We start from the raw sequence: 25,202 nt of genomic DNA on the forward strand, positions 1-25,202 counted from the left end.
TCGCGGAATTCTCGTTTTTCCGGTTTTTCTGTAAATAAAATATTCCGAAAAGGTTAATTAACAATGCAAACGCCAGTCATTCTGATCGTAGAGGATGAAGACGTAACCCGCCTGAACCTCGTTAGCTTATTTGAAGCGGAAGGCTACACTGTAGTTGAAGCCATTGATGGTGATGATATGCATGATAAGCTCACCACCAATGATGAAATTAACCTGGTTGTTATGGATATCAACTTACCAGGTAAAAATGGCTTGATCCTCGCCCGTGAATTGCGTCAAAAACGCAATGTTGGTTTGATTTTCTTGACCGGCCGTGACAACGATGTCGATCGTATTTTAGGTCTTGAAATTGGTGCGGACGATTACATCACTAAGCCATTTAACCCACGCGAATTAACTATTCGTGCCCGCAACCTTATTTCTCGCACAGCAGCCAGCAAAGATGACCCTGCACTTGAGTCTGATGGTGTGCTTAACTTTAACGGTTGGGAATTAGACGAAAACAGCCGTTGCTTAACGTCTCCGGCGGGTGAATCTAAGCGCCTACCTAAAGGTGAGTATCGCGCATTACGTCTAATGTTAGACTCACCAGGTCGTATCTTTAGCCGCGAGCAGCTGATTAAACATATGACTGGCCGTGAGCTTCGTGCTAACGACCGTACTGTTGATGTGACTATTCGTCGTATCCGTAAACACTTTGAAAGCGACGCCAGCACGCCTGAGCTGATCAGCACCATCCATGGTGAAGGTTATCGCTTTATCGGAAAAATCGACAGCAACTCGTAATTACTGAGCTAACTGAGATAAGAATGACTGAAGGGCCTTGAGCCCTTCTTTTATTTGCCCATCTAACTGCGTTAACCATTGCTGGCGCTGTCCTTGTTCAACCTGCTGACAATTATTCTCCATTTCCTTGGCCTGCAACTGCACCGCTTTGAGTCCCACTGAGCCTGCGGCTCCTTTCAATTTATGGGCGACTGATTTGTACTCATCCACATCACTGACAAGGTTATCTTGCATTTGTTGCTGATACCCAGGTGCCAACTTTGCAAACAAGTCAACGCTGCGGGCAAAGGCTTTCGCCCCCATGGAGTCCAAGAATTCAGAGATAATCTCTCTATCTAGGTGTATCTCATCCACATCCAGTGCTTGCGGCGATGCAGCACCGACTAGTTGTTTGGCTGCTGCCTGCTGTGCACAGTCTTTGCCAATACCAAAGAGCGTCGCTAGCATCTTATCGAGTTTGTTGGTATTAATCGGCTTGGCGAGTGAGCCTTGCACTTTAATGCCCCGTAGCTCTTCCTCAGCACTGCGCACGTTTGCGGTTAACACCACAATAGGTAGATTATCGAAGTGCTCATCGGCGCGGATTTCACGAGCTACCACATCGCCATTAATATCTGGCAACTGCATATCGAGTAACACTAAATCGAGATCATCCTCTGTTTGCACAAAAGACAGTGCATCCTCACCGGTCTCAGCCCAGATGACCTCGTGCCCCCGCTGCTCAAGTAAATTGGTCGCAATTTCGGCATTCAAAGGAACATCCTCGACCAGAAGAATATTTAGGCTGGCACAATCATATGTTTCTAATTGCGGAGCTTGCGTCAGCTTAAGAGGAATATGTACTTTAAAGCTACTTCCTTCACCCGCCATCGAGCTGACTTGAATATCCCCACCCATTGCTTTAACTAGGGCTTTAGTAACCGCAAGGCCGATCCCCGAACCTATGGCATTGGCGCCGCTGGCATCCGGCGCTTTGTAATACATATCGAAAATATGCCGCAGTTGCTCTTGTGGAATACCTATGCCTGTATCTGTAACACTGAGCTCAAGCCACACTTGTTTGCCAGTGTCGTGGCGACGGCAGCCCAAGGTCACCCCGCCGTGTTTGGTAAACTTCACCGCGTTGTTGATGAGGTTCCAGAGCACTTGACGCAAACGCGTTGGGTCTATTTCGGCGTAAACGTCCAAGTCGCCTTCACGGGATACATCGAAAGACAGTGACTTTTGCTCAGCAATGAGAGAGCCAAAATTCACCACATCATTTATAAAATCTGTAACACCGACCGGTTCGGTGACAATATCAAGTTGCTCTCTGTCAATCTTGTCTAAATCGATAATGTCGTTAAAGATGTTGCCTAAGGTTTCAGCGCTTGAGAAGACCGTATTGCACCAACTGCGTTGTTGTTTCGTTAATTCAGTATCAAGCAGCATACGAGTGAGGCCAACAATACCATTTAAAGGAGTGCGCAACTCATGAGACAAAGTAGCAATGAATTTACCTTTGTCTTTGTAAGCAGTCTCGAGCGCTTGTTCAGCTTCCTTACGGCTCGTGATATCACGGCCGAAAGCAAGTAGACCAATATATTCGCCGTCGTCATTAATAAAGGGTAGCTTGCGCATTTCAAACCAATGGGGTTCTCCTTCTACAGGGTACTGAACGTCTAGCGTTATGGGTTCATGCGTCGTTTCTACTTGATGATCGGTGTGTAACACCTCAGGTAGCAACTGCGGTGGGTAAATATCTTCAGCAGTTTTGCCAATTAAGTCGCCTGAACTGCGGTTCATCACCTTTTCAAACATTTTGTTGCAGCCGGCAAATACTCCCTGTTGGTCGCGGTAATAGAATAAGTCAGGGGACGAGTCGACAATTGAGCGCAATAGCATGCCTTGTTGAGCTAGCTCTAGCTGCGTTTTCTTGCGCTCCGCTATCTCACGACGCAACTCTTCAATAGCCCGATGCTTAGCGTTGAGCGCCATTTTACGCTCATCAATCTCAGTATTGAGTAGACGAATATTATCTTTCAGTGACTGGTTTAATAGCTTTTCTTGCTTCGTGGCGGTTTCCAAAAACTTTTGCGAGTCTTGCAGCTGTGCCACTGATTGCAACACCACCATAATCACCACAGGTGCGGTAATGGCCGTGAAGAACACCACTGCGAGTACATCCAGTAGGGTCACTTCACCGGTGGCAACGTAATAATACATTGAGCCAAGGATCAGGGCCGCGACGATAAACACACCATAAACAATAGCGGCTGCGTACCAGATCCCAAATCGGGCAAGGAGATTAGTTAATACACGAACCCAAGGGCTCAGGGAAGAGTCAAACATAAAAACAGGGGTTTTGCTACAAACCCCTTTATTGTAATCAACTTAGAGTGCCTTTGGCAGTATCTGCGTTGAGATTCTTGCAAACGAGCATACGCCGATGCGTTTGCCGCCTTTTGCAAGCACGCCTTTTCGCATGTTCGTAGCGCCACTGGCTTTTAAGGTTAACTCAAAGCGCTGTGAATCAATATCCGTGCTACCACTGGCAGTTGCAGCCCCGGTATTGCACTGCATTTGTCCGAGCTTATGGTAATTAGAGCGGCTAAATGGCGTGGACGAATTCACTAATGGCCCGGCGGTTGTGGTATTGATGGCTTGCTTCCATGGCGCTAATTCAACGTTAATCATGTCATTACGGAGCATGACTTTGTCTTCATGAGTCAAGAAGTAACTATCAAAAGGGCCAAACTGCATTGCTGTAGCCATAGAGTCATTGCTTTGGCGTAAGTCACCAAGCCATAGCCCACCCTCGCCAAATACTTGCATCTGCATGTACTCGCCGTCATCACTTTCACTGCTGATGCGGGCATAACTGTCACTATCGAGACCAAAAATTAAATTACTGCTGTTATCAATACCGGTTTTAATTAGACGCGGCTGATTACCATACTTGGCTACTTTAGTATCCAAGGTGCCCCAGTTAAACAAACCAAGCACACCCGATTGCATATAACTTAGTTCACGGCTGTTTACCACTGAGATACAGTCCACTCCCAAGCGACAAGCTTCAAAACCATTGCTGTACACCGTGGGTCGCCCAGTCAACACCTGCACGCCATCACCAGAGAGTACAGTGGCATTGTTTTTACCACCGACCAAGGCATGTACTGCATCACCCTGCGCGGCGACCATTAATTGCCCTTTTGCCACCATATCTTGTATTTTTGTTAGCAACTCACTGGGCTGGTTAGCATTTTTATAAAACGCATGATATAGCAGTAGCGGGCTTGAATCGGCTATAAATACCGCATCAGATTTGCGCAAAAGGTTATATAGCTTCTCTGGATCGCGACACAGTTTTTGCTGTTTTTGATAAAGATCAGGGTATAGCACATCACGGCGGAAGCTCGCTAACTTCGACACCTGATAATCAGCCAAGCTATCGCATAACTTGGTATCTTGAGCACTCATTACCGTTTGCATAGCCCCATCGATAGCGAGCCAATGCGCTTCAAAGCCAAGCTGCTCAAATAAGGACTGATAATAATCAACATCGCGATAAGGGTCGCGACTGCCACCGGTGATAAAGGCAACACGCGGTTTGCGTTTGGCATCGGCAATCTTTTGCGCATCACTAAGCAGCTGCGCAAACGCCTCTTTGGTTACCCAATTACGCGTGCCCTGAACATCAACTTCGCCTTGGCGACGACGCTTACCATTCGCTTGTTTTTGCTCGAGTAAATCAAAAAAGTTACGCTGTTCGAAATCAAATAAGTTAAACCAAAATTCACGTGCTGATATATCGCTACCAGTAAGGGTGAAATCACTGCGGCGCAGATAACGTTCGAATTCACGTTGGCCGAATGCTTCATCATTAAAATGCTTTTTCGCCGCATTTAATAACTCGACTGCCTGGGCGCGAATATCGGGCTGCTCGGTCCAGGCCATATCGGCAATACGTCCTAGGCCTTCTTCTGTAATTTGATAAATTGGCTGTTGTTTATAAGTATCCTTACTTAAGCTTTCGCGGGATTCAGAATTACAATATCTCAGCCTTTCGCTGGAGCACACCTGCAGGTCGTCAGCAAACAACATCAGCTGAGGCTTGGCGAACGCAGCAACACTACAGCTACTTAACATCGCCACAGTGGCGGCTTTTTTTAGAATTGATTTCATCGGACTGGTCATTATTGTTATTTTGCAAGTTATGGGTGTAAATAGCGCGTCTTAACAGCAACACACAATGTTAACAATTACTGGACAATAAAGGAAGCATGTTGTCGCCACTTAGCTGCCAGCATTGCTTTACATATCCCCTCTTTGGCTATTTATCCTGCAACTTAGAGCCGCTCCACATTTGCGCATTTTCAGGTAGAATGTCGCCTTTTCGTTGCTTCAATAATGAGGAAGGCTATGCCACATCCAATGCCAGATATCGCCAACACCAGCGCGTCTTCAGTACATCATACGCTTGATTGGGTGGGTATGAGCGCCATTGAAATACCTTTAAAAATTGCGACTAAGGGCATGGCAGCAACCGTTATTAATGCCAAAGCACAAGCCTTTGTGAACTTAATTGACACCCATGCCAAGGGCATTCACATGTCGCGCTTATTTTTGGCTCTGGACCAACTTTCTAATGAGCCCAACGTGACTCCTGCGCAACTCAAAACAACCCTTGATGCGTTTATCAGCTCCCATGACGATATTAGCGATAGAGCGCGACTCAGCCTCAGTTTTGAGCTTCCATTGCGCCGCAGTGCGTTACTAAGCGATAACAGCGGCTGGAAATTCTATCCCATCATCTTAGACATGCAGTTAAATCAAGGACAGCTGCGTGTTGAAGCCGGTGTTGAAGTAACCTACTCGTCTACTTGCCCCTGTTCAGCAGCCCTTGCAAGGCAATTGATTCAAGAAAACTTTAAACGTGACTTTGACGCCGAGAACCTGAACTTTGAACAAGTGCTAAAGTGGCTGGGCACAACAGAAGGGATCAGCGCCACCCCCCATTCTCAACGCTCCGTCGCACAAACCAAGGTGTTATTGGATGCGCAGCTTGGCGAATTTGACTTCGTCGCCATCATCGATGAAATTGAGCAAACACTAAAAACACCCGTGCAAACCGCCGTGAAACGAGAAGACGAGCAAGAGTTTGCACGATTAAATGGCGCCAATTTGATGTTTTGTGAAGATGCCGCTCGTAAGGTGAAAGCAGCGTTAGATGAGCGGGCAGACGTGCTCGATTTTTGGGTTCGCATTAACCACTATGAGTCGCTTCACGCCCATGACGCGGTAGCTATCACCACTAAAGGCCTGCCCCAGGGTTATCAACCCTAGCCAATTCAATTTTAGGCACGTTTATTGCTTTGATGTAAGCGTGTCAAAAATTCGTTTTGGAGTAAAAAATGGAATTCGCGCTTTTATCTATATTGGTGCTGGTTGTTGTTGCTTCCGTGGTGGCTTCTAAGTTCACTGATAATAACGAAAACCCTTATCCTTTCGTTCGTAAAAAAGAGATCTATACGCAGGTTGAGAGCGCCTTTCTATCGCTTCTAGAGCGAGCGGTTGGCGATAACTATCGGATCGTCAGCCGAGTCAAATTAGCAGATGTCCTTGATTGCAAGGCAGGACTTTCTAGCAAATCACGGCGTATTGCCATGACTAAAACTAAGAACAAGCAACTCGACTATGTGCTGTTAGATAAACAGAAAATGACCATAGTCGCCGCCGTAGATCTGGTCAATAATGCCAATAAAGACGGCCACAAGGCACAGCGCGATTGGTTTGTTAGCGGTGCCCTAGAAACCGCCGGTATTCCTCATATTCGTATGAAAGTAAAAAGCGGCTACCGCGTTGAAGACGTACGCAGCGCCATTTTATTTAAGATTGGCAAGCCAGAAACAGCAACAAAACGTAAACCGACGCGCACGCCAACGCGCCCAGCAGTGCTCTCGCCTTCGCAAGCCAAAGCGCAGACTAGCGGCTCAGCTATCGCTACATCGACCCAACTTGCAGAGATCTAATTAAGCCAATGCCATATTAAAACAGCCTTTGATATACTAAGGGCTGTTTTTGCTAATTAATCAGAGATGCTATGAAAGTAGGTATTATTGGCGCCATGGAGCCAGAAATCGCGATTTTGCGTGAACGCATGAGCGACGTAGAAACTCACCAACACGGTGGTTTTACTTTTTACCATGGGCAACTCAATACTCAGACTGTGACTTTAGTGCAATCGGGGATAGGTAAAGTCGCTGCCACCGTTGCAACCACCTTGTTAATCGACCACTTTCACCCTGATTGCGTTATTAATACAGGTTCAGCAGGCGGTTTTGACCAGCGTTTAGAAGTGGGTGATGTAGCTATTGCCAGCGAACTACGCCACCATGACGTCGATGTTACCGCATTTGGTTACGAGTATGGCCAAGTACCACAAATGCCAGCGGCTTATGAGTCCCACCCACAGTTGATACAAGTGGCCGAGCAATCAATTTCACAGCTACAACAGTGTCAGTCGTTGGTTGGCTTAGTGTGTACAGGCGATTCATTTATGTGTGATCCTGAACGCATTGATGCAACACGCAAACAATTTCCAGCGATGCTTGCCGTGGAAATGGAAGGCGCCGCAATCGCTCAAGCCTGCCACTTACTTGATACGGCCTTTGTGGTTATCCGCTCACTGTCTGATATCGCCGGCAAAGAGTCGCCGCATTCATTCGAAGAATACTTAGAAGTCGCATCGAAGAATTCATCGGCTATGGTGATGGCGATGCTAACGAAACTTGATGGTGTCACCCTATAGATGCTGGTTGAGGCGCTAAGTGCTCAGCTTAGTTTGCTATTATTACTTGCAGCCATTGCTTGCGAGCGTTGGCTGCCGCTCTCTCCTTGGTATCACCCTTTTACCCTGGCGCGCCTGGGCTTCAACAATTTAGTTAAACGCACTTTCAATCCGCAAGATAGTGTTGGCTACCATCTGCTGATAGCCATACTGTCACTGGCTCTGTGTGTGTTGTTGCCGCTGACATTAATCGCGCTGTTCTCCCATTTAGTTTACTACCCAGAGGCATTATCTGCGCTCTTGCTCTACCTGAGCCTAGACTCCCACACAATCCGCAGCAAAAGCACGCGTATTGCTTTGGCATTAAAGCAGCAACGTAAATCACTCGCTCGGGCACTACTTGCAACTATTGTGGTACGTGATTGTGAGCGTTTGAATAGTCAGGGAGTCGCCAAAGCCTGCATTGAGAGTGTGGTGCTGCGCATGCTTCATACCTACTTTGCACCACTATTACTGTATTGTTTATTTGGTGGCATGGCTGCCCTCGCCTACAGTTTAACGTGGACTCTGCACACAGCCATGCGCAAGCATGCTTTACCATCGAGTCCTTATCTCTACGCCAGTAAATGGTTACTAACTCTTTGCTGTGTCGCGGCCCTAATAATGTACTTGCTACCGCTGGCGATGATGACCCAACAGCGTAAACTATGGCGTTACTTGCGGATATATGGCCGGCACTCTTATCACCGCGTTAGCGGGTTTACTCTCAGTGTTTTCAGTGCATTACTGCAAGTACAGCTTGGCGGGCCAGCCTTTTATCAAGGCCATCGTTTTGAGCGCATGCGCATTGGTGTGGATCACTTGCCTGATGACAAAACAATCAAAGCAACATTGAAATATATTGACGGTGTTAACATGCTTTGGCTGGCGGTTATAGCACTTAGCCACATAGCGTGGGCGTAAAAAAAAGCCGCTTTAAGCGGCTTTTTCGAAGTATTAATTTTTAGGCAAGAGTCACTTTTGCAAAGCGGCGTTTACCAACCTGGTAAACTTCGGTGCTGCCTTTAGCAACCATTTGCTTGCTATCGGTTACCTTGGTTTCGCCATTAATTTTCACAGCACCCTGTTTAATCATGCGAATCGCTTCTGAAGTGCTAGCCACAAGCTGAGCTTCCTTAAGCAAGGCGGTGATCATCATCTCATCGCCATCACATTCAATGGTTAGCTCGTTGATATCATCAGGCAACGCATTTTTAGAGAAACGCTTGGTAAAATCTGCGTGAGCTTGCTCAGCCGCTTGCTCATCATGGAAACGCGCAATGATCTCTTTCGCTAAAGCAATTTTGATATCACGCGGGTTGGTACCAGCAAGCACTTGCTCTTTTAGCTGCTCGATTTGCTGCAAAGATTGACTGCTCAGCAGCTCGTAGTAACGCCACATAAGATCATCGGAGATAGACATCATTTTGCCAAACATATCGTTAGCAGAGTCAGTAATTCCTATGTAGTTACCCAGAGACTTAGACATTTTTTGCACGCCATCAGTGCCCTCAAGCAACGGCATCATTAGCACTGTTTGCGGCTTTTGCCCTTCGTCTTTTTGCAGTTCACGGCCCATCAACAGGTTAAAACGCTGATCGGTGCCACCAAGTTCAACATCGGCCTCAAGTGCGACTGAATCCCACCCCTGCACTAACGGATACAAAAACTCGTGAATGGCGATGGATTGACCACTTGCATAACGTTTTTTAAAGTCATCGCGCTCGAGCATGCGTGCTACGGTTTGGCGAGCTGCTAACTTTATCATTCCTGCGGTGCCTAGCTTTTCCATCCATTGCGAGTTAAATGCAATGGTGGTTTTTTCTGGATCGAGGATTTTAAAGACTTGCTCTTTATAGGTTTCGGCGTTAGCTAACACATCTTCACGGGTCAAAGGTTTACGAGTCACATTTTTACCCGTTGGATCGCCTATCATTCCAGTAAAGTCGCCAATTAAAAAGATCACTTCATGGCCAAGGTCCTGAAACGTTTTTAGCTTATTAATAAGCACCGTATGACCTAAATGTAAATCTGGCGCTGTAGGATCAAACCCAGCTTTAATTCGTAGCTTTTTCCCTGACTTAAGGCGTTCAGCGAGTTCTTCCTCAAGTAAAATTTCCTCAGCACCGCGTTTAATTTCTGCCAGCGCTGTCTGCAAGTCTGTCATTTATTTCTCCGATAAAAAAATGTGCTAACCGCGCGATTCTAGCGCAATTCGCGCCGGGTTTAAATGCACAAAATACTGGTATTTGCCCTTTATAACGTATATGCTCAGCCTTTGGTTAGATTTGTTTTCCTTAACAGCAGAAAAAGGTAGGTTATGGTAAACGTGGTTCACAAGCTCCCCAAAAAACACAAATTGCTCATTGTGGGCTTTCTTGTCACGATTATTGCCCTGATGTTGATACCTACGGAAAGAGCCACAGCATCAAAGGATAACGACGCAAAGCCATTGGAAGTGGGTAAGCGTTACGAGCTTCAAGTTAAGCTTGAGGAAGACGAACAAATCACCGATTTGAACTCCCCCGAGCAAGCTCAGACTTTACCAACCTATGAGCACACCGATTACCAAGTACGTAACGGTGACAACCTTGCCCTGATTTTTAAACGTGCAGGCTTCTCCGCGCAAACCTTGTATAAATTGGTTAATACCAATGAAGAAACGAAAAAACTAACCAAAATTCACCCAGGTGAAGTGTTAAGTTTTGCAAAAAACGACAAGGGTGAGTTGCAGCAGCTCAAATACGTACTGAGCAAAACCGACACCTTGTTTGTTACGCTTAACGAAGAGGGACGCTACGACACCTCTATCGATTCCAAAGAAATTGAAACCCTCACTAAAACAGCGTCTGGTACAGTCAATGGCAGCCTATGGACAGCTGGTATCTCAGCTGGGCTAAGTGAGAAACAAATTATGAACTTTGCCACCATTTTTGGCTGGGACGTGGATTTTGCCAACGATCTGCGTAAAGGCGATCAGTTTAGCTTGCTGTATGAAACACACCACGTTGACGGCGAGTATATTGGCACAGGAAAAATCATCGCTGCCGAATTTATCAACCAAGGCGAACGTTATGCCGCTGTGCGCCACACTGATGGCAACTTCTACACGCCTGAAGGTCGAAGTATGAAAAAAGCCTTCTTACGAGCGCCGGTTAATTTTAAATACATCAGTTCAAGCTTTAATCCGCGTCGCCTCCACCCTGTAACTAAAACGGTGAAGCCACACCGTGGTATTGATTACGCCGCGCGTACAGGTACGCCCGTGGTAGCCGCTGGTAACGGCAAAGTTATTAAAGCAGGTTATAGCCGTTTTAATGGCAATTATGTGTTTATTAAACACGGCAATACCTATGTAACTAAGTACTTGCACTTAAATAAACGCAAAGTGAAAAATGGCCAAAAAGTGAAACAAGGTCAGCTTATTGGCACTGTCGGAGCCACCGGTCGCGTTACCGGCCCCCACTTACACTATGAGTTTCTTGTAAACGGTGTACATCGTAATCCTCGTACCGTTGAACTGCCAAAATCTGAGCCGCTTCCCGCTGGCGAATTAGCTAAGTTCAAACCAGTAGCCGATACACTGCTTGCGCAGCTGGTTAGAGAGCGAGAAATGCAGCTGGCGATGAACTAATCATCGCCATAAAAAAAGCACCTTAGGGTGCTTTTTTTATGTCTGCTATATCACAAGTCCTTACCTAAATAACATATAAAGCAATTGCACCACTAAGCTTATGCCAACGAGTGGCAAGATATACTTGCGAAAGCGCATCATTTTATTGAGCCCTAACTGATGTTGGTAGCGCTCTAGTAACGGCACCAAAATAGCCAGCGAAACAAATAATACAATGATGATGATAATAGCGTTCATAGCCGCTCCCTATTTTGACTGTTATGGCTAGTCATGGACTGCTTTGTTAGTCTCAGCTCATGCTATAGCATGCACTTATAACACTTAATCGCAAAACTGTGAAACTGGCCTCAGCCATAAAAAAGCGCGCCCCACCGAATTCGAATAGGACGCGCAAATGGCTAGGAAGTGCCTAAATAGATAAATTTCTCGGCAGAGGTTAACCCACCAAAGCCAGTAAAATACCTGCAGCCACAGCGCTACCAAGGACGCCAGCAACGTTTGGCCCCATGGCATGCATCAATAAAAAGTTATGTGGGTTGTTTTCCAAGCCAACCTTATTGACCACGCGAGCAGCCATAGGCACAGCAGATACACCTGCTGCCCCTACTAAGGGGTTAATGGGTGATGACGATAATCTATTCAGCCCTTTTGCCATGAATACACCTGACGCCGTGCCAATAGAAAATGCCAAAGCCCCTAACGCTAGAATACCAATGGTTTCCACCGTCAGAAATTGCTCAGCAGCTAGCTTTGAGCCCACTGCTAGGCCAAGGAAAATAGTCGTTATATTGATCAGCTCATTCTGCGCTGTGCTACTGAGCCTATCGACGACACCTGACTCACGCATTAAGTTACCCAAACAGAACATTCCCACCAACGGCGTTGCTGCCGGTAAGAACATCGCAGTTAACGCCAGAACCATAAGTGGAAAAATAATTTTTTCCTTTTTGGAAACCGCTCGTAACTGCGGCATCTCAATTTTACGCTCTTGCTCGGAGGTTAATGCTCGCATGATGGGTGGCTGGATAATGGGCACTAATGCCATATAAGAATACGCCGCCACTGCGATAGCACCGAGCAAGTCTGGGGCTAATTTTGAGGCTAAGAAAATAGCAGTCGGACCATCGGCACCGCCAATGATGGCGATAGCAGATGCATCTTTGAGTGTAAATTCAAAGCCCGGCACAAAATTCAAAGCAATGGCACCAAACAAGGTCGCGAAAATACCAAATTGCGCCGCAGCGCCCAGAAGTAGCATTCGCGGGTTCGCTATCAACGCGCTAAAGTCGGTAAGTGCCCCCACCCCCATAAAGATAAGCAGCGGAAAGACGCCGGAGTCAATGCCTATGTAATACACGTAATACAGTATGCCACCAGGGTCTGCCATACCAGCCACGGGGATATTTGTTAATATTGCCCCGAAGCCAATAGGCACCAATAGTAATGGCTCAAAATTACGCGCTATCGCCAAATATAACAGCCCACAACCGACTAAGATCATCACCAGTTGAGCGACGGAAAAGTTGGCAATACCGGTGGCATGCCAGAGATTTAATACTCCTTCCATACCCCCTCCTAAACCAATGCAATTAAGGCATGGCCAGCGCTCACGGAGTCACCTTCACGCACTAACACATCACTGACTTCACCGCCGTGCAATGCGCGCACTTCAGTTTCCATCTTCATCGCTTCCATGATCATAACCACATCACCTTCACTCACGTGCTGACCAGGTTTGACTAAAACCTTGAAGACGTTGCCTGTTAGCGGTGCATTCAGCGTTTCCCCGCCACTAATCGCAGCCGACTGCGGTGGGTTTTCACCTTCACCCTCAACAGCACGCACACTCTCCAACTCACCACCGGGGGCGACGACAACATCATAGGCCTGACCATCGACACTAATGCTATAACGCTCTGGCCCTTGCTTTGTCGGTGCCACCTTTGCCACAGCCTTTGGCTGCTCCGGCTCGGCGCTGGGCGCCGGTTCAAAAGCATCAGGGTTATTTCGATTCGCTAAGAATTTTAAACCGATTTGCGGGAATAGTGCATAGGTTAAAACGTCATCAACCACCTCGTCTGCTAACTCGAGGTTCTGCTCTTTCGCATGAGCATCTAGTTCCTCCGTCAGCTTGTCTAGCTCTGGCTCAATGAGGTCGGCAGGACGGCAACTGATTGCCTCTGCACCTTCTAAGACACGCTGTTGCAATTGGCTATCTACCGGTGCGGGTGTTGCTCCATACTCACCTTTAAGAACGCCTGCGGTTTCCTTAGTAATAGACTTGTAGCGCTCACCGGTAAGCACATTCAACACGGCTTGAGTGCCAACAATTTGTGAGGTGGGGGTGACCAGAGGTAAGTAACCTAAGTCTTTGCGGACTTTGGGGATTTCTTTGAGTACCTCGTCTAACTTATCGCCTGCGTTTTGCTCTTTTAACTGGTTTTCCATATTTGTGAGCATGCCACCGGGCACTTGCGCTAATAGGATGCGGCCATCAACGCCTTTCAAGCTACCTTCAAATTGCGCATACTTCTTACGTACTTCCCTAAAATAAGCCGCAATTTCCTCGAGTAACGTTTGGTCCAAACCGGTATCACGCGGGGTATCCTCGACAATAGCAACCAAGGTCTCGGTGGCGCTGTGACCATAGGTTTGACTCATACTAGAAACTGCCGTATCAAGCATATCAATGCCGGCATCAATGGCCTTTTGGTAGGTTGCAGTGCTTAGTCCTGTGGTCGCATGGCATTGCATAGCAATGGGTAAAGACACGGTTTCCTTTAAGCCACGGATCAACTTATCGGCATCATAGGGCTTTAACAGCCCCGCCATATCTTTAATGCAAATAGAATGACAACCCATACCTTCAAGGCGCTTGGCCTGATCTAACCACATATCCAGCGTGTGGACTGGTGAAACGGTGTAAGAGATAGTGCCTTGCGCATGGGCGCCAATATTTACAGCGGCTTTGATTGCCGTCTCTAAATTACGCACATCATTCATCGCATCAAAGATACGAAACACATCAACGCCATTGGCGTGAGCGCGCTCGACAAACTTAGTCACGACATCGTCACTGTAATGGCGATAACCGAGTAAGTTCTGACCACGCAGTAGCATTTGCTGTTTAGTATTAGGCATCGCCGCTTTCAGGGCGCGGATACGATGCCAAGGGTCTTCACCTAAATAACGGATACAGGAGTCAAAGGTGGCCCCACCCCATGACTCCATTGACCAAAACCCAACCTGATCAAGCTTATCAGCGATCGGGAGCATATCCTCTAAGCGCATGCGTGTTGCTAATAAAGATTGATGCGCGTCTCGCAGTACTAATTCGGTAAGCTTTAATTTAGACATAATTGACCCTTATTATTGCTTCTTATACTGATGCACAGCCGCAGCAATAGCTGCAATATGCGCCTTTGAAGGGCGCTTACTGTGATGCGTGGTAGTGGCGCTAGCTTGTTGATTCGCTTGTGCTTGTTCTGTATCGGCAAAGATATATGACATTAGGCGTAAAGCACCTATCAATATGAGTAGAAATACAAAGACCACCACCATACCAGTCGCCATAAGCCAAGCGGCTTCAATTAACAATGCTGTAATATCCATGCTCACCCCAGTGCAAATTTAGTTACTTTTTATTGATACTTAACCAACACCATATCAAAAAAAAAGAGAATGTCTACATAAGTGTAAATTGGTAATACCAATATTTATAACCTTGAAATTCTTGGAAGGAGACTTAAAAACCGCCAACAATGCCGTTATTTTAGCTTTATAGATAATAAAAATAGCGGATATAAATAAAATCTATACGAGAAAAAATCATCTTCATTAGCCATAAATGATGCTGAGAATCTCAAAAAAGATAATTGGTCATACCAAAATTGATTTAACATTGTTTACGTTGAGGGTTTTTGCTCTATTTTTTGACTCTAAGTCATTGGCAGGTTTGAACAAATCGGACTAAGCTTATGACGCTAAATAGGAACAACCGCAGTTTGATTGGCCCTGAAGTATTAGTCGTACTAATAACTAGGGAGAAAAACAATGTTAAAATCTAAACTGGCGCTGTCGCTACAAGTAGCGCTCGGCGTAGGTATTTCTTCATTCGTTATGCCTCAAGCACTCGCTGCGGGGGATGAAGAAGCCAAGGATATCGAGGTCATTGCCATCACTGGTAGTCGTATTCGCCAGCCTGGCGCTGTCTCAGCCAGCCCCATCACGTCCATTGGCGAGAAAGAGCTGCGCTTCCAACAAGAACCTGAAGTAGAGCAAATTCTACGTACTTTACCATCCACTATTCCCGGTGACGGCAGTAACGTGAACAACGGCTCTGGCGGTGCAGCAACGGTCAACTTAAGAGGCTTGGGTTCTCAGCGTTCATTGATACTGGTTAATGGCCGACGAATGATCCCATATAACTACAACGGTTCGGTAGATACCTCAGTGATCCCTTCGGCACTGGTAGAGCGCATCGATGTAGTTACTGGTGGTGCTTCGGCCGTTTATGGCTCTGATGCCATTGCCGGGGCGGTTAACTTTGTCCTTAAAGATAATTTTGAAGGGATAGCCTTAGACACCTCGCACCAGCAAACAGACGAAAGTGACGGCGATAAAAGTAATATATCGCTTACCATCGGTTCTAACCTCGCTGATGACAGAGGTAACGTCGTACTCTCATTGGACTGGATGAAGCGTGACCAAGTACTCCTTGGCGATCGTCCGTTGGGTTTACTTGGTATCGAAACCGCATCAGGCGCTAACTATGAGCAATTCCTCAATGGTCAACCGCCCGTTCCAGCGCCCTCTGAATGTGAGGCCCCTAACTCAGTAGAAAGTGGTGGTTCTACAACGGCCATGCCCACACGCTTTGGTATTGTCGGAGCGGGTACCGCAGGCCAATTTAGAAATGATGGCACACTTGCTGCTGATACCTGTAGCGTGTTCAACTTCAACCCCTATAACTTCTATCAGACACCGTCCGAGCGCTATTCAGGTACGGCTCTCGCTCGTTACAACCTCACCGACGATCATGAAGTTTATTCATCACTCACTTACAGCTCGATCTCGGTAGATACACAGGTTGCGCCATCAGGCACATTTGGTGCTAGTTTCGAATTGCCACTATTTAACCCGTTAATTGGCGATCAAGCACAGCAATTTATGATTGATACGGGCAACAACGCGCTCGCTGATGGTCTCTTAAGTGACAGTAACTGGAATGATGTCAACGGCAATGGCGTCGTCGACTCTGAGGACTATTTAACTGTGCAGTTACGTCGGCGTACACTCGAACTCGGCCCCCGTACAGAGCGCTATGACACCTCGTTGTTCCAGTTTGTCACTGGCGTGAAAGGTTATGTGTTTGACGACTGGGAGTATGATGTTAGTTTCCAATATGGTGAGTCCAACCGTACCACCGTACGCGGTGGCTACACCAACCTAACTAACATCCAAAATGCCCTTGAAACCGAAGACGGTGTCACCTGCTTAAACGGCGACCCAACGTGCGTACCCATCAACCTGTTTGGTGGCTTTGGCACCATTACCGATGAAATGGCCGGTTATGCTACAGCTATTGCATTACAGCAGCAAAAGTACAGCCAGCGTATCGCAACTGCGACCATCAATGGTCCGATTGAGTTTATTGAAGTGCCCGGCGCCGGCGCACCGCTATCAATGAGCTTTGGTTACGAGTACCGCAAAGAAAAAGGCTTATTTGAGCCTGATGAATGTTTGAAACTTGCACCAGCGAGCTGTCAGGGCGGTGCTGGAGGTAACCAGTTGCCTATTGAAGGTGGCTTCAGTGTTGATGAACTGTTCATGGAAGGTTACTTGCCAGTCTTAGACGGTATGGCATTTGCTGATACGCTTGATGTGGAGTTTGGTTTCCGTTGGGCAGACTACGATACCGTGGGCTCTAATGAAACCTGGAAGCTTGGTTTCAACTGGCGCCCAGTTAGCAGTGTATTAGTACGTGTTATGCAACAGCAAGCGACGCGAGCCCCGAACGTCGGTGAAATCGCCTCTCCTGTGGTAACTGGCCTTGATAACGCGACTAGCGACCCTTGCTCGGTTGCCAACGCCGGTAACATCAGCGCTGAACTGCGCCAGCTGTGTATTTCCACTGGCATGACCGATGCGCAAGTGGGTAACGTGCAAGATGTGATATCAGGTCAAGTGCAAGTGATCTCCGGAAGCGATCCACTTAATCCACCTGACGCTGAAGAAGCAAGCACCTTTACAGCAGGTATTGTTTGGACTCCAGAGTTCGATACCTTGCAAAACTTCACTATCAGTTTAGATTACTATGATATTGATATTGATGACATCATCGGCGAGTTTTCAGCACAAGAAATCCTTGATGCCTGTTACAAGTTAGGTGATGCACAAGAATGTGCCAAAATACAACGTGTTGGTGGCGATTTGACCGTTGCTGGTGCCGGGATTGAACAATTCACTACCAACCTCAAGAACTTGACCGCTGAAGGGGTTGAACTGGGGTTCAATTTCTTCGTGCCACTTGAGGACATGGGTGAGCTGCAGTTCTCAGGAACCATCAACAAGTATCTAACTCAAGAATCGCAAAGCTCTGATACAGCGCGAATTATCGACTGTAAAGGGTATTACAGTGCCAGCTGTGATCCCCTCGCAGAGATGCGCTGGGTGCAACGTACTACGTGGGCGATGGACGACTTTACCCTGTCATTGCAATGGCGTCACATTGACGGCATTGACGCAGAGCCAGTCGTTGCCGACGATTACTTCCCAGAGTTTAGAAGTATCGATTCCTACGATTACTTTGACTTGTATGCCAATTATCACCTTACCGATAATATCACCGCAAGTTTAGGTATAGATAACCTGTTCGAGAAAGATCCACCGGTTGTGGGTAATGAGGCAGGTGATACCAGCTCTAACTCAGGTAACACGTTCCCAAGTAACTATGACGTGCTTGGTCGCAAGTTTAAACTGGGCCTAAGGTTCCAGTTCTAATTCGCAGTGTTAACAAAAGCCGCGCCTAGCGCGGCTTTTTTATGCTTACCTGCCGCAGTAGCTAACCGTCATCTTCACAGCGAGGAATAGCGCTATTTGTCACCAAGGGGGACACCTGAAAAGGCTTTGCGGAATCTACATTAACGGTTACATGAGCAATATCTAAAACCTGAAAATCGCCAGGTGCATTAAGATGCCAAAGCTGCGACTGACGCTGTGAAAAGCAAAATTCACTGGTATCGCCATGCACCACTAAAATAGGATAATCACTGTGTTGAGCGAGCTTATCTAAGTATTGACGATAGACAGCAAAGCCATCACATTTTCGGTTATTGTCACTGCACACTCCCTGACCGCTACTTGAGCGAAAGATATCCGCTTGAAAAAACACAACCATGGCGGTTAGGTCTTTATCAGCATGGCGTGTTAGCCATTGAATATTATGCTGATCTCGCTTTTTAACAGCCTGCAGCGCTTGTTTTTTATGAGACTTAAGAATTTGCGCACGACCATTATTGGTACCTACCACATGCACAGTTAGGTACTGCACTTGCTCTATACGCCAAGCCTGGTTTTCGGGCAGCTCAGGCTGGCGTTCATAGCCGGGCAAGGCGACTGTATGAACAGCGAATTCTTTACGTACAAAGCTTAGTCTCTCTAGCTCATCATAGCGTGTGCTAAGCCCTTTCCTATCGCAGTCGGTCCAATCATTGTCACCCGGTGTGTAGACAAAGGGCCGCTCACTAAGATTAGATAACAGCTGGTAGTTGCCGCGCAGAACATGATCGGTGCAAGCGACAGCTCCAGCCTTAATATCCCCGACGTGGACAATAAAATGATGTGGGGTTTGCCGCACGCCTTGATATAATGGCCCTGCAGGTGGGGTGAGCAGCGCTTCATCGATAGGAGAATATGGCATATCGCCAAAGACCAAAAATTGGTGTTGGGCGCCAACCGTAGCGCTGAAAAGCGCGGCCGTTAATGCCATAAAAATCGTGCGCATACCTGCCTCTATATTAATCAAGTTCGTATAACGAGTACTATGAATTACCACACTAGCTATATTTTAGATAAAGACTACTACCACGAAAGCTTTGAGCAGTCTTTGCCCTTCAGCCATCGCCGCCAACTCAAATATCCACTGGTGCTCTTGCTCGTAGGACTTGCTCTTTTTAGCATGTTTAAGTTGCAAAATAACTACCTTGGTTATTTTTTGTTTGCTTTAGCTATTTTAGAAGTGGTTGCCTACAAATATCAGCAACCTTGGTGGGTAGCACGACAGCGATTAACAAGAGCTGCTGGAAATGAAGTGACGCTGCGGATTGATGAGCAAGGAATTAGTACCGAGATTAATGCCCATAAGAAGCAATACTCATGGCCACAAATTAAAGAAGTATTGAGTACGCAGAAGGGAATAATTATTGTCACCGATAAGGGAGCTAGGCACTATTTTCCCGCACGAGTGCTCAATGAGGAAGTGATTGCATTTATCTTTGATAAAAATAAAGCCACTTGATAGTGGCTTTTATGAATTCGTTTATTTATGCGTTGCCCGGATTTGAGTCCGATTTTTCGGCTTGGATTCGCATGTAAATCTCTTCGCGGTGAACAGACACATCCTTTGGTGCATTTACACCGATACGCACTTGGTTACCCTTAACGCCTAAAACAGTCACTGTGACTTCATCACCAATCATTAAGGTTTCACCAACTCGACGAGTAAGAATTAGCATTCGCTTGCTCCCATAGTTCCAAATTAGTAAAAAATTCCGTCTCCGGCATTCTAAAGAATAATCACTCTAAAAGTAAGTAAAACTTAAAAGCGATTATTCACTTGCCGTTAAAAAAGCCGCATGTAATGCACGCACGCCCAATTCCAAGTACTTTCGTTCAATAAGAACTGAAAGCTTTATTTCTCCTGAGCTAGCGACGACTACATCAATATTTTCATCGGCTAACACGCGAAAAAATCGCCCCGTAATTGGCGTGTTCGTTTTTATCCCTGCGCCAACTATAGACAACATGGCGAGGTCGTCACGACTATCTATTTTGGCCCCGCTTAAAGCATCACTTTCTTGCAATAAACTCATTGCTTGTTGCAACTCTAAGCTGGGTACACTTATAGCATAGTCTACTTTTCCAACTTTTTGATTAACTTGGTTAATCATGTCTATTTCGATGCCTTTTTCAGCCAAGAGTTCCACTATATTTGCTAAAGTAGAACCATCGTTTGAGCAATCATTTATAAAGATAAGCGCTTGCTCACGCTTGGAGGCAATTCCCGAAACAGTCTGTTGTTGCATACCTTCATCCTCGTAATCAACGCGCGTCCCTTCCCCAACACTAAAGCTGGATAACACCCGCAATGGCATTTTATAATGCGCAGCGGCTTCCACTGCACGAATATGCAATACCTTCGCGCCTAAACTAGCCATCTCTAGCATGACCTGCACTGACACGCTCGACAGCTTCCATGCCCCTGGTTCGATACGAGGATCAGTCGTATATACGCCGTCAACGTCGGTATAGATCTGACATTCTTGAGCATTTATCGCAGCGGCAATGGCCACTGCCGAAGTGTCGCTACCGCCGCGCCCCAGAGTGGTAATATTTCCCTCTAAATCACGGCCTTGAAACCCTGCTGCGATAACAATGCGACCATGTTCAATTTCTTGACGTAAGCGGGCACTGTTGATGTCATTGATACGTGCTTTGGTAAAGAGGTTGTCGGTGCGAATACCCAGTTGATCGCCCAGCAGGCTGATGGCGGGGTAGCCTCGGCGGATCAGTGCCATCGCTAGAAGACTAGCACTTACTTGCTCTCCGGTACTGACTAATGCATCAAGTTCACGAGGACTGGGGGAGCTATCAACTTGCTCAGCTAACGCTAATAATCGATTAGTTTCGCCTGACATTGCTGACACCACAGCCACAATGTGGTGGCCCTGCTGACGTTGGCGAATAATGATATCGGCGACGGCCTCAATACGCTCAATCGAGCCTACCGAGGTGCCGCCAAACTTTTGAACTAACAGTGCCACGAATAAATACGCGCCTGTTGTTTATCCACGTTCACTCACCCATGCTTGAACACTGGCCAGTGCGCTATCTAAGTGCTCTGGTTGCGAGCCACCGGCTTGTGCCATATCAGGGCGACCGCCACCTTTACCACCGACTTGTGCCGCCATATGGTTAACCAACTCTCCGGCTTTAAACTGACCAGTAAGATCTTTGGTGACGCCAGCAATTAAACTGACTTTTTCGCCGTTGGCAACGCCTAAAGCAATAATGCCTGAACCCATTTTGTTCTTCAGATCATCAACCATACCACGCAGCGCTTTGCTCTCGGTGCCAGCAACGTTCGCCACAAGCAGCTTAACGCCGTTTACATCAATTGCACTATTAAGCAACGAGGCGCCCGCTGCACTGGCGAGCTTATCATTAAGCTGCGCCACCTGCTTTTCAAGGCCTTTACTACGTTCAATTAAACCCGATACTTTATCAAGCACCGAGGCATTATCCGCTTTGAGCAATGCCGCTATCTGCGCCAGTTTGTTCTCTTGCTCAGCAACATAATTCAATGCATCATCACCGGTGACTGCTTCAATACGGCGTACACCAGCGGCAATACCTGCCTCTGAGACGATTTTAAATAAACCGATGTCGCCAGTGCGCTGCACGTGGGTACCGCCACACAGCTCGATAGAGTAGTCGCCAATGCTCACGACGCGTACTTCATCGTCATATTTCTCGCCGAATAACGCCATAGCGCCCTTCGCTTTTGCCTCGTCAATGGCCATCAGTTCAGTTTGCAAAGCAAAATTACGACGAATTTCAATATTCACTTGTTGTTCGATGCGTTGTAGTTGCTCACGCGTGACACCCTCAAAATGAGAGAAATCAAAACGCATACGATCAGGCTCAACCAAGGAGCCTTTTTGGTTTACATGCTCACCCAACTCTTGGCGCAACGCTTCGTGGATAAGGTGGGTTGCAGTGTGGTTTTTCTTAATGCGGTCACGGCGCTCAGCATCGATACGCGCATCCACTTTATCGTTCACCCCCATTTGCCCACTTACTTTGCCGTAGTGCGCAATGGCATTGCCAAGTTTTTGTGTATCGGTAACAATAAACTCTCCATTACCGGCTTTCAGCACGCCGGTGTCACCCACCTGACCGCCTGACTCAGCATAAAATGGCGTACGATCAAGTATCACAATACCTTCTTGACCATCTTCCAATACCGAGACCTTATCGCCAGCAGCGAACAACTCGACCACAGTGCCGCTGTAATGCTCGGCTTCATAACCCTTGAAGTCGCTCGACTTATCAGAGCGCAGTTGCGTGTTGTAATCAGCGCCAAACTTGCCAGCTTGTTGTGCTTTTTTACGTTGCACATCCATACACTGCTGGAAACCACGCTCATCAATGGTCATAAAACGTTCACGAGCGACATCAGCGGTTAAGTCCGCTGGAAAGCCATAGGTATCATAGAGCTTGAATACCACATCGCCGGGAATAACATCGCCTTCTAAGGCGCTTAAGTGTTCTTCCAAAATAGCCAAGCCGCGTTCTAGAGTTTTGCCAAATTGCTCTTCTTCAATACGCAGTACTTTTTCAATAATGCTCTGATGTTTGGCAAGCTCAGGGTATGCATCCCCCATCTGTTCAATCAGCGCACCAACCAGTTGGTGGAAGAAGGTGCCTTTTGCCCCCAGTTTGTTGCCGTGGCGCACAGCACGACGAATAATACGACGCAACACGTAACCGCGTCCTTCATTCGAAGGCATAACTCCATCTAGCACCAAAAACGCACACGAACGGATATGGTCGGCAATAACCCGCAATGACTTATCTTCTAAATCCTGCGCATTCGTCACTTTTGCTGCCGCTTGGATTAACGCTTGGAATAGGTCAATTTCATAGTTTGAATGCACGCCCTGCATAATGGCGGCGATACGCTCAAGACCCATGCCTGTATCAATAGATGGGTTAGGTAAGGCTTCCATCGTGCCATCGGCATGGCGGTTATATTGCATGAAAACCAAGTTCCAAATCTCAATATAACGGTCGCCATCTTCTTCTGGCGTCCCTGGTGGACCGCCCCAGACTTCTTCACCATGATCGTAGAAAATTTCCGAGCACGGACCACATGGACCGGTATCGCCCATGGACCAGAAGTTATCTTTTTCACCAATGCGAGAGACGCGGTCAGCTGGCACGCCAATTTTGTTAATCCAAATATCGGCGGCTTCATCATCTTCGGTAAACACCGTCACCCACAGCTTCTCTTTAGGCAAACCGAGTTCTTCGGTCAAAAAAGTCCAGGCAAATTGAATAGCTTGCTCTTTGAAATAATCGCCAAAGCTAAAGTTACCGAGCATTTCAAAAAAGGTATGGTGACGGGCAGTGTAACCAACATTTTCTAAGTCGTTGTGTTTACCACCTGCGCGGACACAACGTTGGGCGCTGGTCGCTCGCGTATAGGGGCGCTTCTCTGCGCCCAAAAATACGTCTTTAAAAGGCACCATGCCGGCGTTGTTAAACAACAACGTTGGATCGGTACCAGGGATTAATGAAGCCGAAGGCACAATTTGGTGTTGGTGCTTGGCAAAATAGTCTAAGAACTTTTGTCTTAGCTGTGCGGTCGTCAAATGCTGCATTGCGTTTTTCTCACTCGTCATTCGCTTCACTTGCAAGTGCAAATTCTATCTGTTGGTAGTCAAACCCACGCGCTGTTAAATAACGCATGCGCTTAGCTTTTTCTTTGTAATCTAATTGTTTATCTGTTGTCCGGAACTTCCGGGTATAAGCTTCTAGAGCGAGTTCAAACCAATCTATGTCTAACGCATCGATGGCTTCACTAACTTGCTCTTTTGCCAGCCCCTTTTGCTGCGCATCAGCCATAATGCGTCGCGGGCCATGGCGCTTGTCCGCAGCGCGACGGACAAAACCGGCACAAAACCGGTTGTCATCTAAGAACCCATGTTGCTCACACCAGTCCAGTAATTCGCAGCTAAACGCCTGCGGCACTTGGCGCCGGCTTAACTTGCGCTCTAATTCTTTGCGGCTGTAGTCCTGTCGTCCTAACAGCCACAGAACGTAATTTTTTTGCTTTTGCTTTTCGCTATCGTCCATTAGGCGTCAAACCGACCATTGTCGGTGGTGTCGCTAATGGCATTAACATGCTGCGCTGTGGGTGCATCCTGCTCGCCCAGTTGCGGCGCAAAAATCGCCTGAAACGCCACCAGAAGGCTAATGTAGCAAATCGGCATTAGAACCAGAAGAGGAATAAAGGACAATACTGCACACAACAGCATCAAAACACCCATAATAAGTCCGTACACCGTCATCGCTGCGGCATTATGATAAAACGCCATCAAGCTGGCTTTCATCACCGCCCACATCGACGTGTGGCCGCCAAAAAACACTAATGGTATGGCAAATGCGAAGGCGCACAGGTAAATACTGGTTATTACCAAAAACAAGGCTAACGAAGGAAATGACAGGCTTTGTGCTAATAGTTGTAGCGCCTGCTCTGGGTTCATGTTCGGGTCACTCACCACCGCAGCCATATCCGCAAATAACACGCTAGCTAGCAAGCCTAGTAAGATCCCCGCACCCATTTGGTACAAGCCGACCCGAAACAAGCCCATACGTCGGCCTTTTTGTGAAAACACATCGATGATGTCGGCAAAGGCAACGTTTTTCCCCTGCTGACGCGCAAGTGCTGACTGATAAAAACCAGCCATTAGAAAAGGCGTCGCCAGTGCTGCTGGAATTTTCAACAGCGGTACCACCAGCCCAACTAACCCTAAAACAGCAATGAGCAGGTACATAAACATAAAAGTGAAAGGCTGCTTGGCAAAGATATCCAATCCCTGCTTTATCCAGCGCCCGCCGGCTTTGGCGCTATGTACGCGAATTTCTATAGCCATGATGACTGCGTTTCCTCTTTCTTTGCGTCGTGCT

Annotated in this window: 21 protein-coding genes; 8 read left to right on the forward strand and 13 right to left on the reverse strand. The window is 47.1% G+C overall.

Annotated features, from left to right (window positions below):
• Window positions 1-63 precede the first annotated feature (63 nt).
• Window positions 64-786 (forward strand): two-component system response regulator ArcA, encoded by a 723-nt coding sequence (arcA, locus tag FIU82_RS11415; protein WP_022944137.1) that lies wholly within the window; start codon window positions 64-66, stop codon window positions 784-786.
• Here arcA and arcB read toward each other — a convergent pair whose 3' ends face one another.
• Window positions 787-3,117, reverse strand: a complete 2,331-nt coding sequence (gene arcB, locus FIU82_RS11420) for an aerobic respiration two-component sensor histidine kinase ArcB (protein WP_152441101.1) — start codon at window positions 3,115-3,117, stop codon at window positions 787-789.
• Between the two features lie 42 nt (window positions 3,118-3,159).
• The gene (locus FIU82_RS11425; RefSeq protein WP_152441102.1) at window positions 3,160-4,950 is read right to left on the reverse strand and encodes a hypothetical protein; all 1,791 of its coding nucleotides are present in this window, start codon (window positions 4,948-4,950) and stop codon (window positions 3,160-3,162) included.
• A 237-nt stretch (window positions 4,951-5,187) separates the two neighbouring features.
• Between FIU82_RS11425 and folE2 the strand changes: the two genes are divergently transcribed.
• The 4 genes from folE2 (at window position 5,188) to FIU82_RS11445 (ending at window position 8,518) form a co-directional block, all read left to right on the forward strand.
• Complete coding sequence (gene folE2 / locus FIU82_RS11430) at window positions 5,188-6,111, forward strand: GTP cyclohydrolase FolE2 (protein ID WP_152441103.1); 924 nt, start codon at window positions 5,188-5,190, stop codon at window positions 6,109-6,111.
• Window positions 6,112-6,179: 68 nt separating this feature from the next.
• Window positions 6,180-6,797 (forward strand): DUF2726 domain-containing protein, encoded by a 618-nt coding sequence (locus FIU82_RS11435; RefSeq protein ID WP_152441104.1) that lies wholly within the window; start codon window positions 6,180-6,182, stop codon window positions 6,795-6,797.
• 71 nt (window positions 6,798-6,868) lie between these two features.
• The gene (gene mtnN / locus FIU82_RS11440) at window positions 6,869-7,576 is read left to right on the forward strand and encodes a 5'-methylthioadenosine/S-adenosylhomocysteine nucleosidase (protein WP_022944142.1); all 708 of its coding nucleotides are present in this window, start codon (window positions 6,869-6,871) and stop codon (window positions 7,574-7,576) included.
• On the forward strand, window positions 7,577-8,518 hold the full coding sequence (locus tag FIU82_RS11445) for a cobalamin biosynthesis protein (RefSeq protein WP_152441105.1): 942 nt from the start codon (window positions 7,577-7,579) through the stop codon (window positions 8,516-8,518).
• A 40-nt stretch (window positions 8,519-8,558) separates the two neighbouring features.
• On the opposite strand, the gene tyrS is transcribed toward FIU82_RS11445, so the two are convergent.
• A complete protein-coding gene (gene tyrS, locus FIU82_RS11450) occupies window positions 8,559-9,761 on the reverse strand; it encodes a tyrosine--tRNA ligase (protein ID WP_022944144.1) in 1,203 nt (400 codons plus the stop codon).
• A 153-nt stretch (window positions 9,762-9,914) separates the two neighbouring features.
• On the opposite strand from tyrS, the gene FIU82_RS11455 reads away from it, so the two are divergent.
• Window positions 9,915-11,228, forward strand: a complete 1,314-nt coding sequence (locus tag FIU82_RS11455; RefSeq protein WP_022944145.1) for a peptidoglycan DD-metalloendopeptidase family protein — start codon at window positions 9,915-9,917, stop codon at window positions 11,226-11,228.
• A 60-nt stretch (window positions 11,229-11,288) separates the two neighbouring features.
• Here FIU82_RS11455 and FIU82_RS18655 read toward each other — a convergent pair whose 3' ends face one another.
• The 4 genes from FIU82_RS18655 to FIU82_RS11470 form a co-directional block, all read right to left on the reverse strand.
• The gene (locus tag FIU82_RS18655; protein ID WP_022946927.1) at window positions 11,289-11,465 is read right to left on the reverse strand and encodes a hypothetical protein; all 177 of its coding nucleotides are present in this window, start codon (window positions 11,463-11,465) and stop codon (window positions 11,289-11,291) included.
• A gap of 199 nt (window positions 11,466-11,664) precedes the next feature.
• On the reverse strand, window positions 11,665-12,795 hold the full coding sequence (locus FIU82_RS11460) for a sodium ion-translocating decarboxylase subunit beta (RefSeq protein ID WP_022946928.1): 1,131 nt from the start codon (window positions 12,793-12,795) through the stop codon (window positions 11,665-11,667).
• Between the two features lie 8 nt (window positions 12,796-12,803).
• Window positions 12,804-14,585 carry a sodium-extruding oxaloacetate decarboxylase subunit alpha gene (gene oadA, locus FIU82_RS11465; RefSeq protein WP_152441106.1) on the reverse strand — a complete coding sequence of 594 codons (1,782 nt, stop codon included), beginning with the start codon at window positions 14,583-14,585 and terminating at the stop codon, window positions 12,804-12,806.
• Window positions 14,586-14,597: 12 nt separating this feature from the next.
• Window positions 14,598-14,840 (reverse strand): OadG family protein, encoded by a 243-nt coding sequence (locus FIU82_RS11470; protein WP_022946930.1) that lies wholly within the window; start codon window positions 14,838-14,840, stop codon window positions 14,598-14,600.
• A gap of 441 nt (window positions 14,841-15,281) precedes the next feature.
• On the opposite strand from FIU82_RS11470, the gene FIU82_RS11475 reads away from it, so the two are divergent.
• Complete coding sequence (locus tag FIU82_RS11475) at window positions 15,282-18,230, forward strand: TonB-dependent receptor (protein WP_022946931.1); 2,949 nt, start codon at window positions 15,282-15,284, stop codon at window positions 18,228-18,230.
• A gap of 61 nt (window positions 18,231-18,291) precedes the next feature.
• Here FIU82_RS11475 and FIU82_RS11480 read toward each other — a convergent pair whose 3' ends face one another.
• Complete coding sequence (locus FIU82_RS11480; RefSeq protein ID WP_152441107.1) at window positions 18,292-19,233, reverse strand: hypothetical protein; 942 nt, start codon at window positions 19,231-19,233, stop codon at window positions 18,292-18,294.
• A 39-nt stretch (window positions 19,234-19,272) separates the two neighbouring features.
• On the opposite strand from FIU82_RS11480, the gene FIU82_RS11485 reads away from it, so the two are divergent.
• Complete coding sequence (locus tag FIU82_RS11485; protein WP_053910695.1) at window positions 19,273-19,746, forward strand: YcxB family protein; 474 nt, start codon at window positions 19,273-19,275, stop codon at window positions 19,744-19,746.
• A 25-nt stretch (window positions 19,747-19,771) separates the two neighbouring features.
• On the opposite strand, the gene csrA is transcribed toward FIU82_RS11485, so the two are convergent.
• The 5 genes from csrA to FIU82_RS11510 all read right to left on the reverse strand — a co-directional run bounded on the left by csrA (window position 19,772) and on the right by FIU82_RS11510 (window position 25,168).
• Entirely contained in the window at window positions 19,772-19,963 is a 192-nt protein-coding gene (gene csrA / locus FIU82_RS11490) for a carbon storage regulator CsrA (protein ID WP_022946934.1), read from the reverse strand.
• Between the two features lie 93 nt (window positions 19,964-20,056).
• On the reverse strand, window positions 20,057-21,271 hold the full coding sequence (locus FIU82_RS11495; protein WP_022946935.1) for an aspartate kinase: 1,215 nt from the start codon (window positions 21,269-21,271) through the stop codon (window positions 20,057-20,059).
• 21 nt (window positions 21,272-21,292) lie between these two features.
• Entirely contained in the window at window positions 21,293-23,893 is a 2,601-nt protein-coding gene (alaS, locus tag FIU82_RS11500) for an alanine--tRNA ligase (protein ID WP_152441108.1), read from the reverse strand.
• 10 nt (window positions 23,894-23,903) lie between these two features.
• Window positions 23,904-24,368, reverse strand: coding sequence for a regulatory protein RecX (locus tag FIU82_RS11505; protein ID WP_152441109.1), 465 nt, complete (start codon window positions 24,366-24,368; stop codon window positions 23,904-23,906).
• Window positions 24,368-25,168: a BPSS1780 family membrane protein gene (locus FIU82_RS11510; RefSeq protein WP_053910693.1), complete on the reverse strand. Its 801-nt coding sequence runs from the start codon at window positions 25,166-25,168 to the stop codon at window positions 24,368-24,370. Before FIU82_RS11510 ends, FIU82_RS11505 begins: the two co-directional genes overlap by 1 nt.
• Window positions 25,169-25,202: the final 34 nt, after the last annotated feature.

Origin of the sequence: Pseudoalteromonas sp. THAF3, from assembly GCF_009363775.1 — a bacterium.
Taxonomy (GTDB): domain Bacteria; phylum Pseudomonadota; class Gammaproteobacteria; order Enterobacterales; family Alteromonadaceae; genus Pseudoalteromonas; species Pseudoalteromonas ruthenica.

What these genes read in the sequence shown, in the direction of transcription:
- arcA (WP_022944137.1), top strand. Translation starts at nt 64, where the DNA reads ATGCAAACGCCAGTCATTCTGATCGTAGAGGATGAAGACGTAACCCGC.
- arcB (WP_152441101.1), bottom strand. Translation starts at nt 3,117, where the DNA reads ATGTTTGACTCTTCCCTGAGCCCTTGGGTTCGTGTATTAACTAATCTC.
- FIU82_RS11425 (WP_152441102.1), bottom strand. Translation starts at nt 4,950, where the DNA reads ATGAAATCAATTCTAAAAAAAGCCGCCACTGTGGCGATGTTAAGTAGC.
- folE2 (WP_152441103.1), top strand. Translation starts at nt 5,188, where the DNA reads ATGCCACATCCAATGCCAGATATCGCCAACACCAGCGCGTCTTCAGTA.
- FIU82_RS11435 (WP_152441104.1), top strand. Translation starts at nt 6,180, where the DNA reads ATGGAATTCGCGCTTTTATCTATATTGGTGCTGGTTGTTGTTGCTTCC.
- mtnN (WP_022944142.1), top strand. Translation starts at nt 6,869, where the DNA reads ATGAAAGTAGGTATTATTGGCGCCATGGAGCCAGAAATCGCGATTTTG.
- FIU82_RS11445 (WP_152441105.1), top strand. Translation starts at nt 7,577, where the DNA reads ATGCTGGTTGAGGCGCTAAGTGCTCAGCTTAGTTTGCTATTATTACTT.
- tyrS (WP_022944144.1), bottom strand. Translation starts at nt 9,761, where the DNA reads ATGACAGACTTGCAGACAGCGCTGGCAGAAATTAAACGCGGTGCTGAG.
- FIU82_RS11455 (WP_022944145.1), top strand. Translation starts at nt 9,915, where the DNA reads ATGGTAAACGTGGTTCACAAGCTCCCCAAAAAACACAAATTGCTCATT.
- FIU82_RS18655 (WP_022946927.1), bottom strand. Translation starts at nt 11,465, where the DNA reads ATGAACGCTATTATCATCATCATTGTATTATTTGTTTCGCTGGCTATT.
- FIU82_RS11460 (WP_022946928.1), bottom strand. Translation starts at nt 12,795, where the DNA reads ATGGAAGGAGTATTAAATCTCTGGCATGCCACCGGTATTGCCAACTTT.
- oadA (WP_152441106.1), bottom strand. Translation starts at nt 14,585, where the DNA reads ATGTCTAAATTAAAGCTTACCGAATTAGTACTGCGAGACGCGCATCAA.
- FIU82_RS11470 (WP_022946930.1), bottom strand. Translation starts at nt 14,840, where the DNA reads ATGGATATTACAGCATTGTTAATTGAAGCCGCTTGGCTTATGGCGACT.
- FIU82_RS11475 (WP_022946931.1), top strand. Translation starts at nt 15,282, where the DNA reads ATGTTAAAATCTAAACTGGCGCTGTCGCTACAAGTAGCGCTCGGCGTA.
- FIU82_RS11480 (WP_152441107.1), bottom strand. Translation starts at nt 19,233, where the DNA reads ATGCGCACGATTTTTATGGCATTAACGGCCGCGCTTTTCAGCGCTACG.
- FIU82_RS11485 (WP_053910695.1), top strand. Translation starts at nt 19,273, where the DNA reads ATGAATTACCACACTAGCTATATTTTAGATAAAGACTACTACCACGAA.
- csrA (WP_022946934.1), bottom strand. Translation starts at nt 19,963, where the DNA reads ATGCTAATTCTTACTCGTCGAGTTGGTGAAACCTTAATGATTGGTGAT.
- alaS (WP_152441108.1), bottom strand. Translation starts at nt 23,893, where the DNA reads ATGCAGCATTTGACGACCGCACAGCTAAGACAAAAGTTCTTAGACTAT.
- FIU82_RS11505 (WP_152441109.1), bottom strand. Translation starts at nt 24,368, where the DNA reads ATGGACGATAGCGAAAAGCAAAAGCAAAAAAATTACGTTCTGTGGCTG.
- FIU82_RS11510 (WP_053910693.1), bottom strand. Translation starts at nt 25,168, where the DNA reads ATGGCTATAGAAATTCGCGTACATAGCGCCAAAGCCGGCGGGCGCTGG.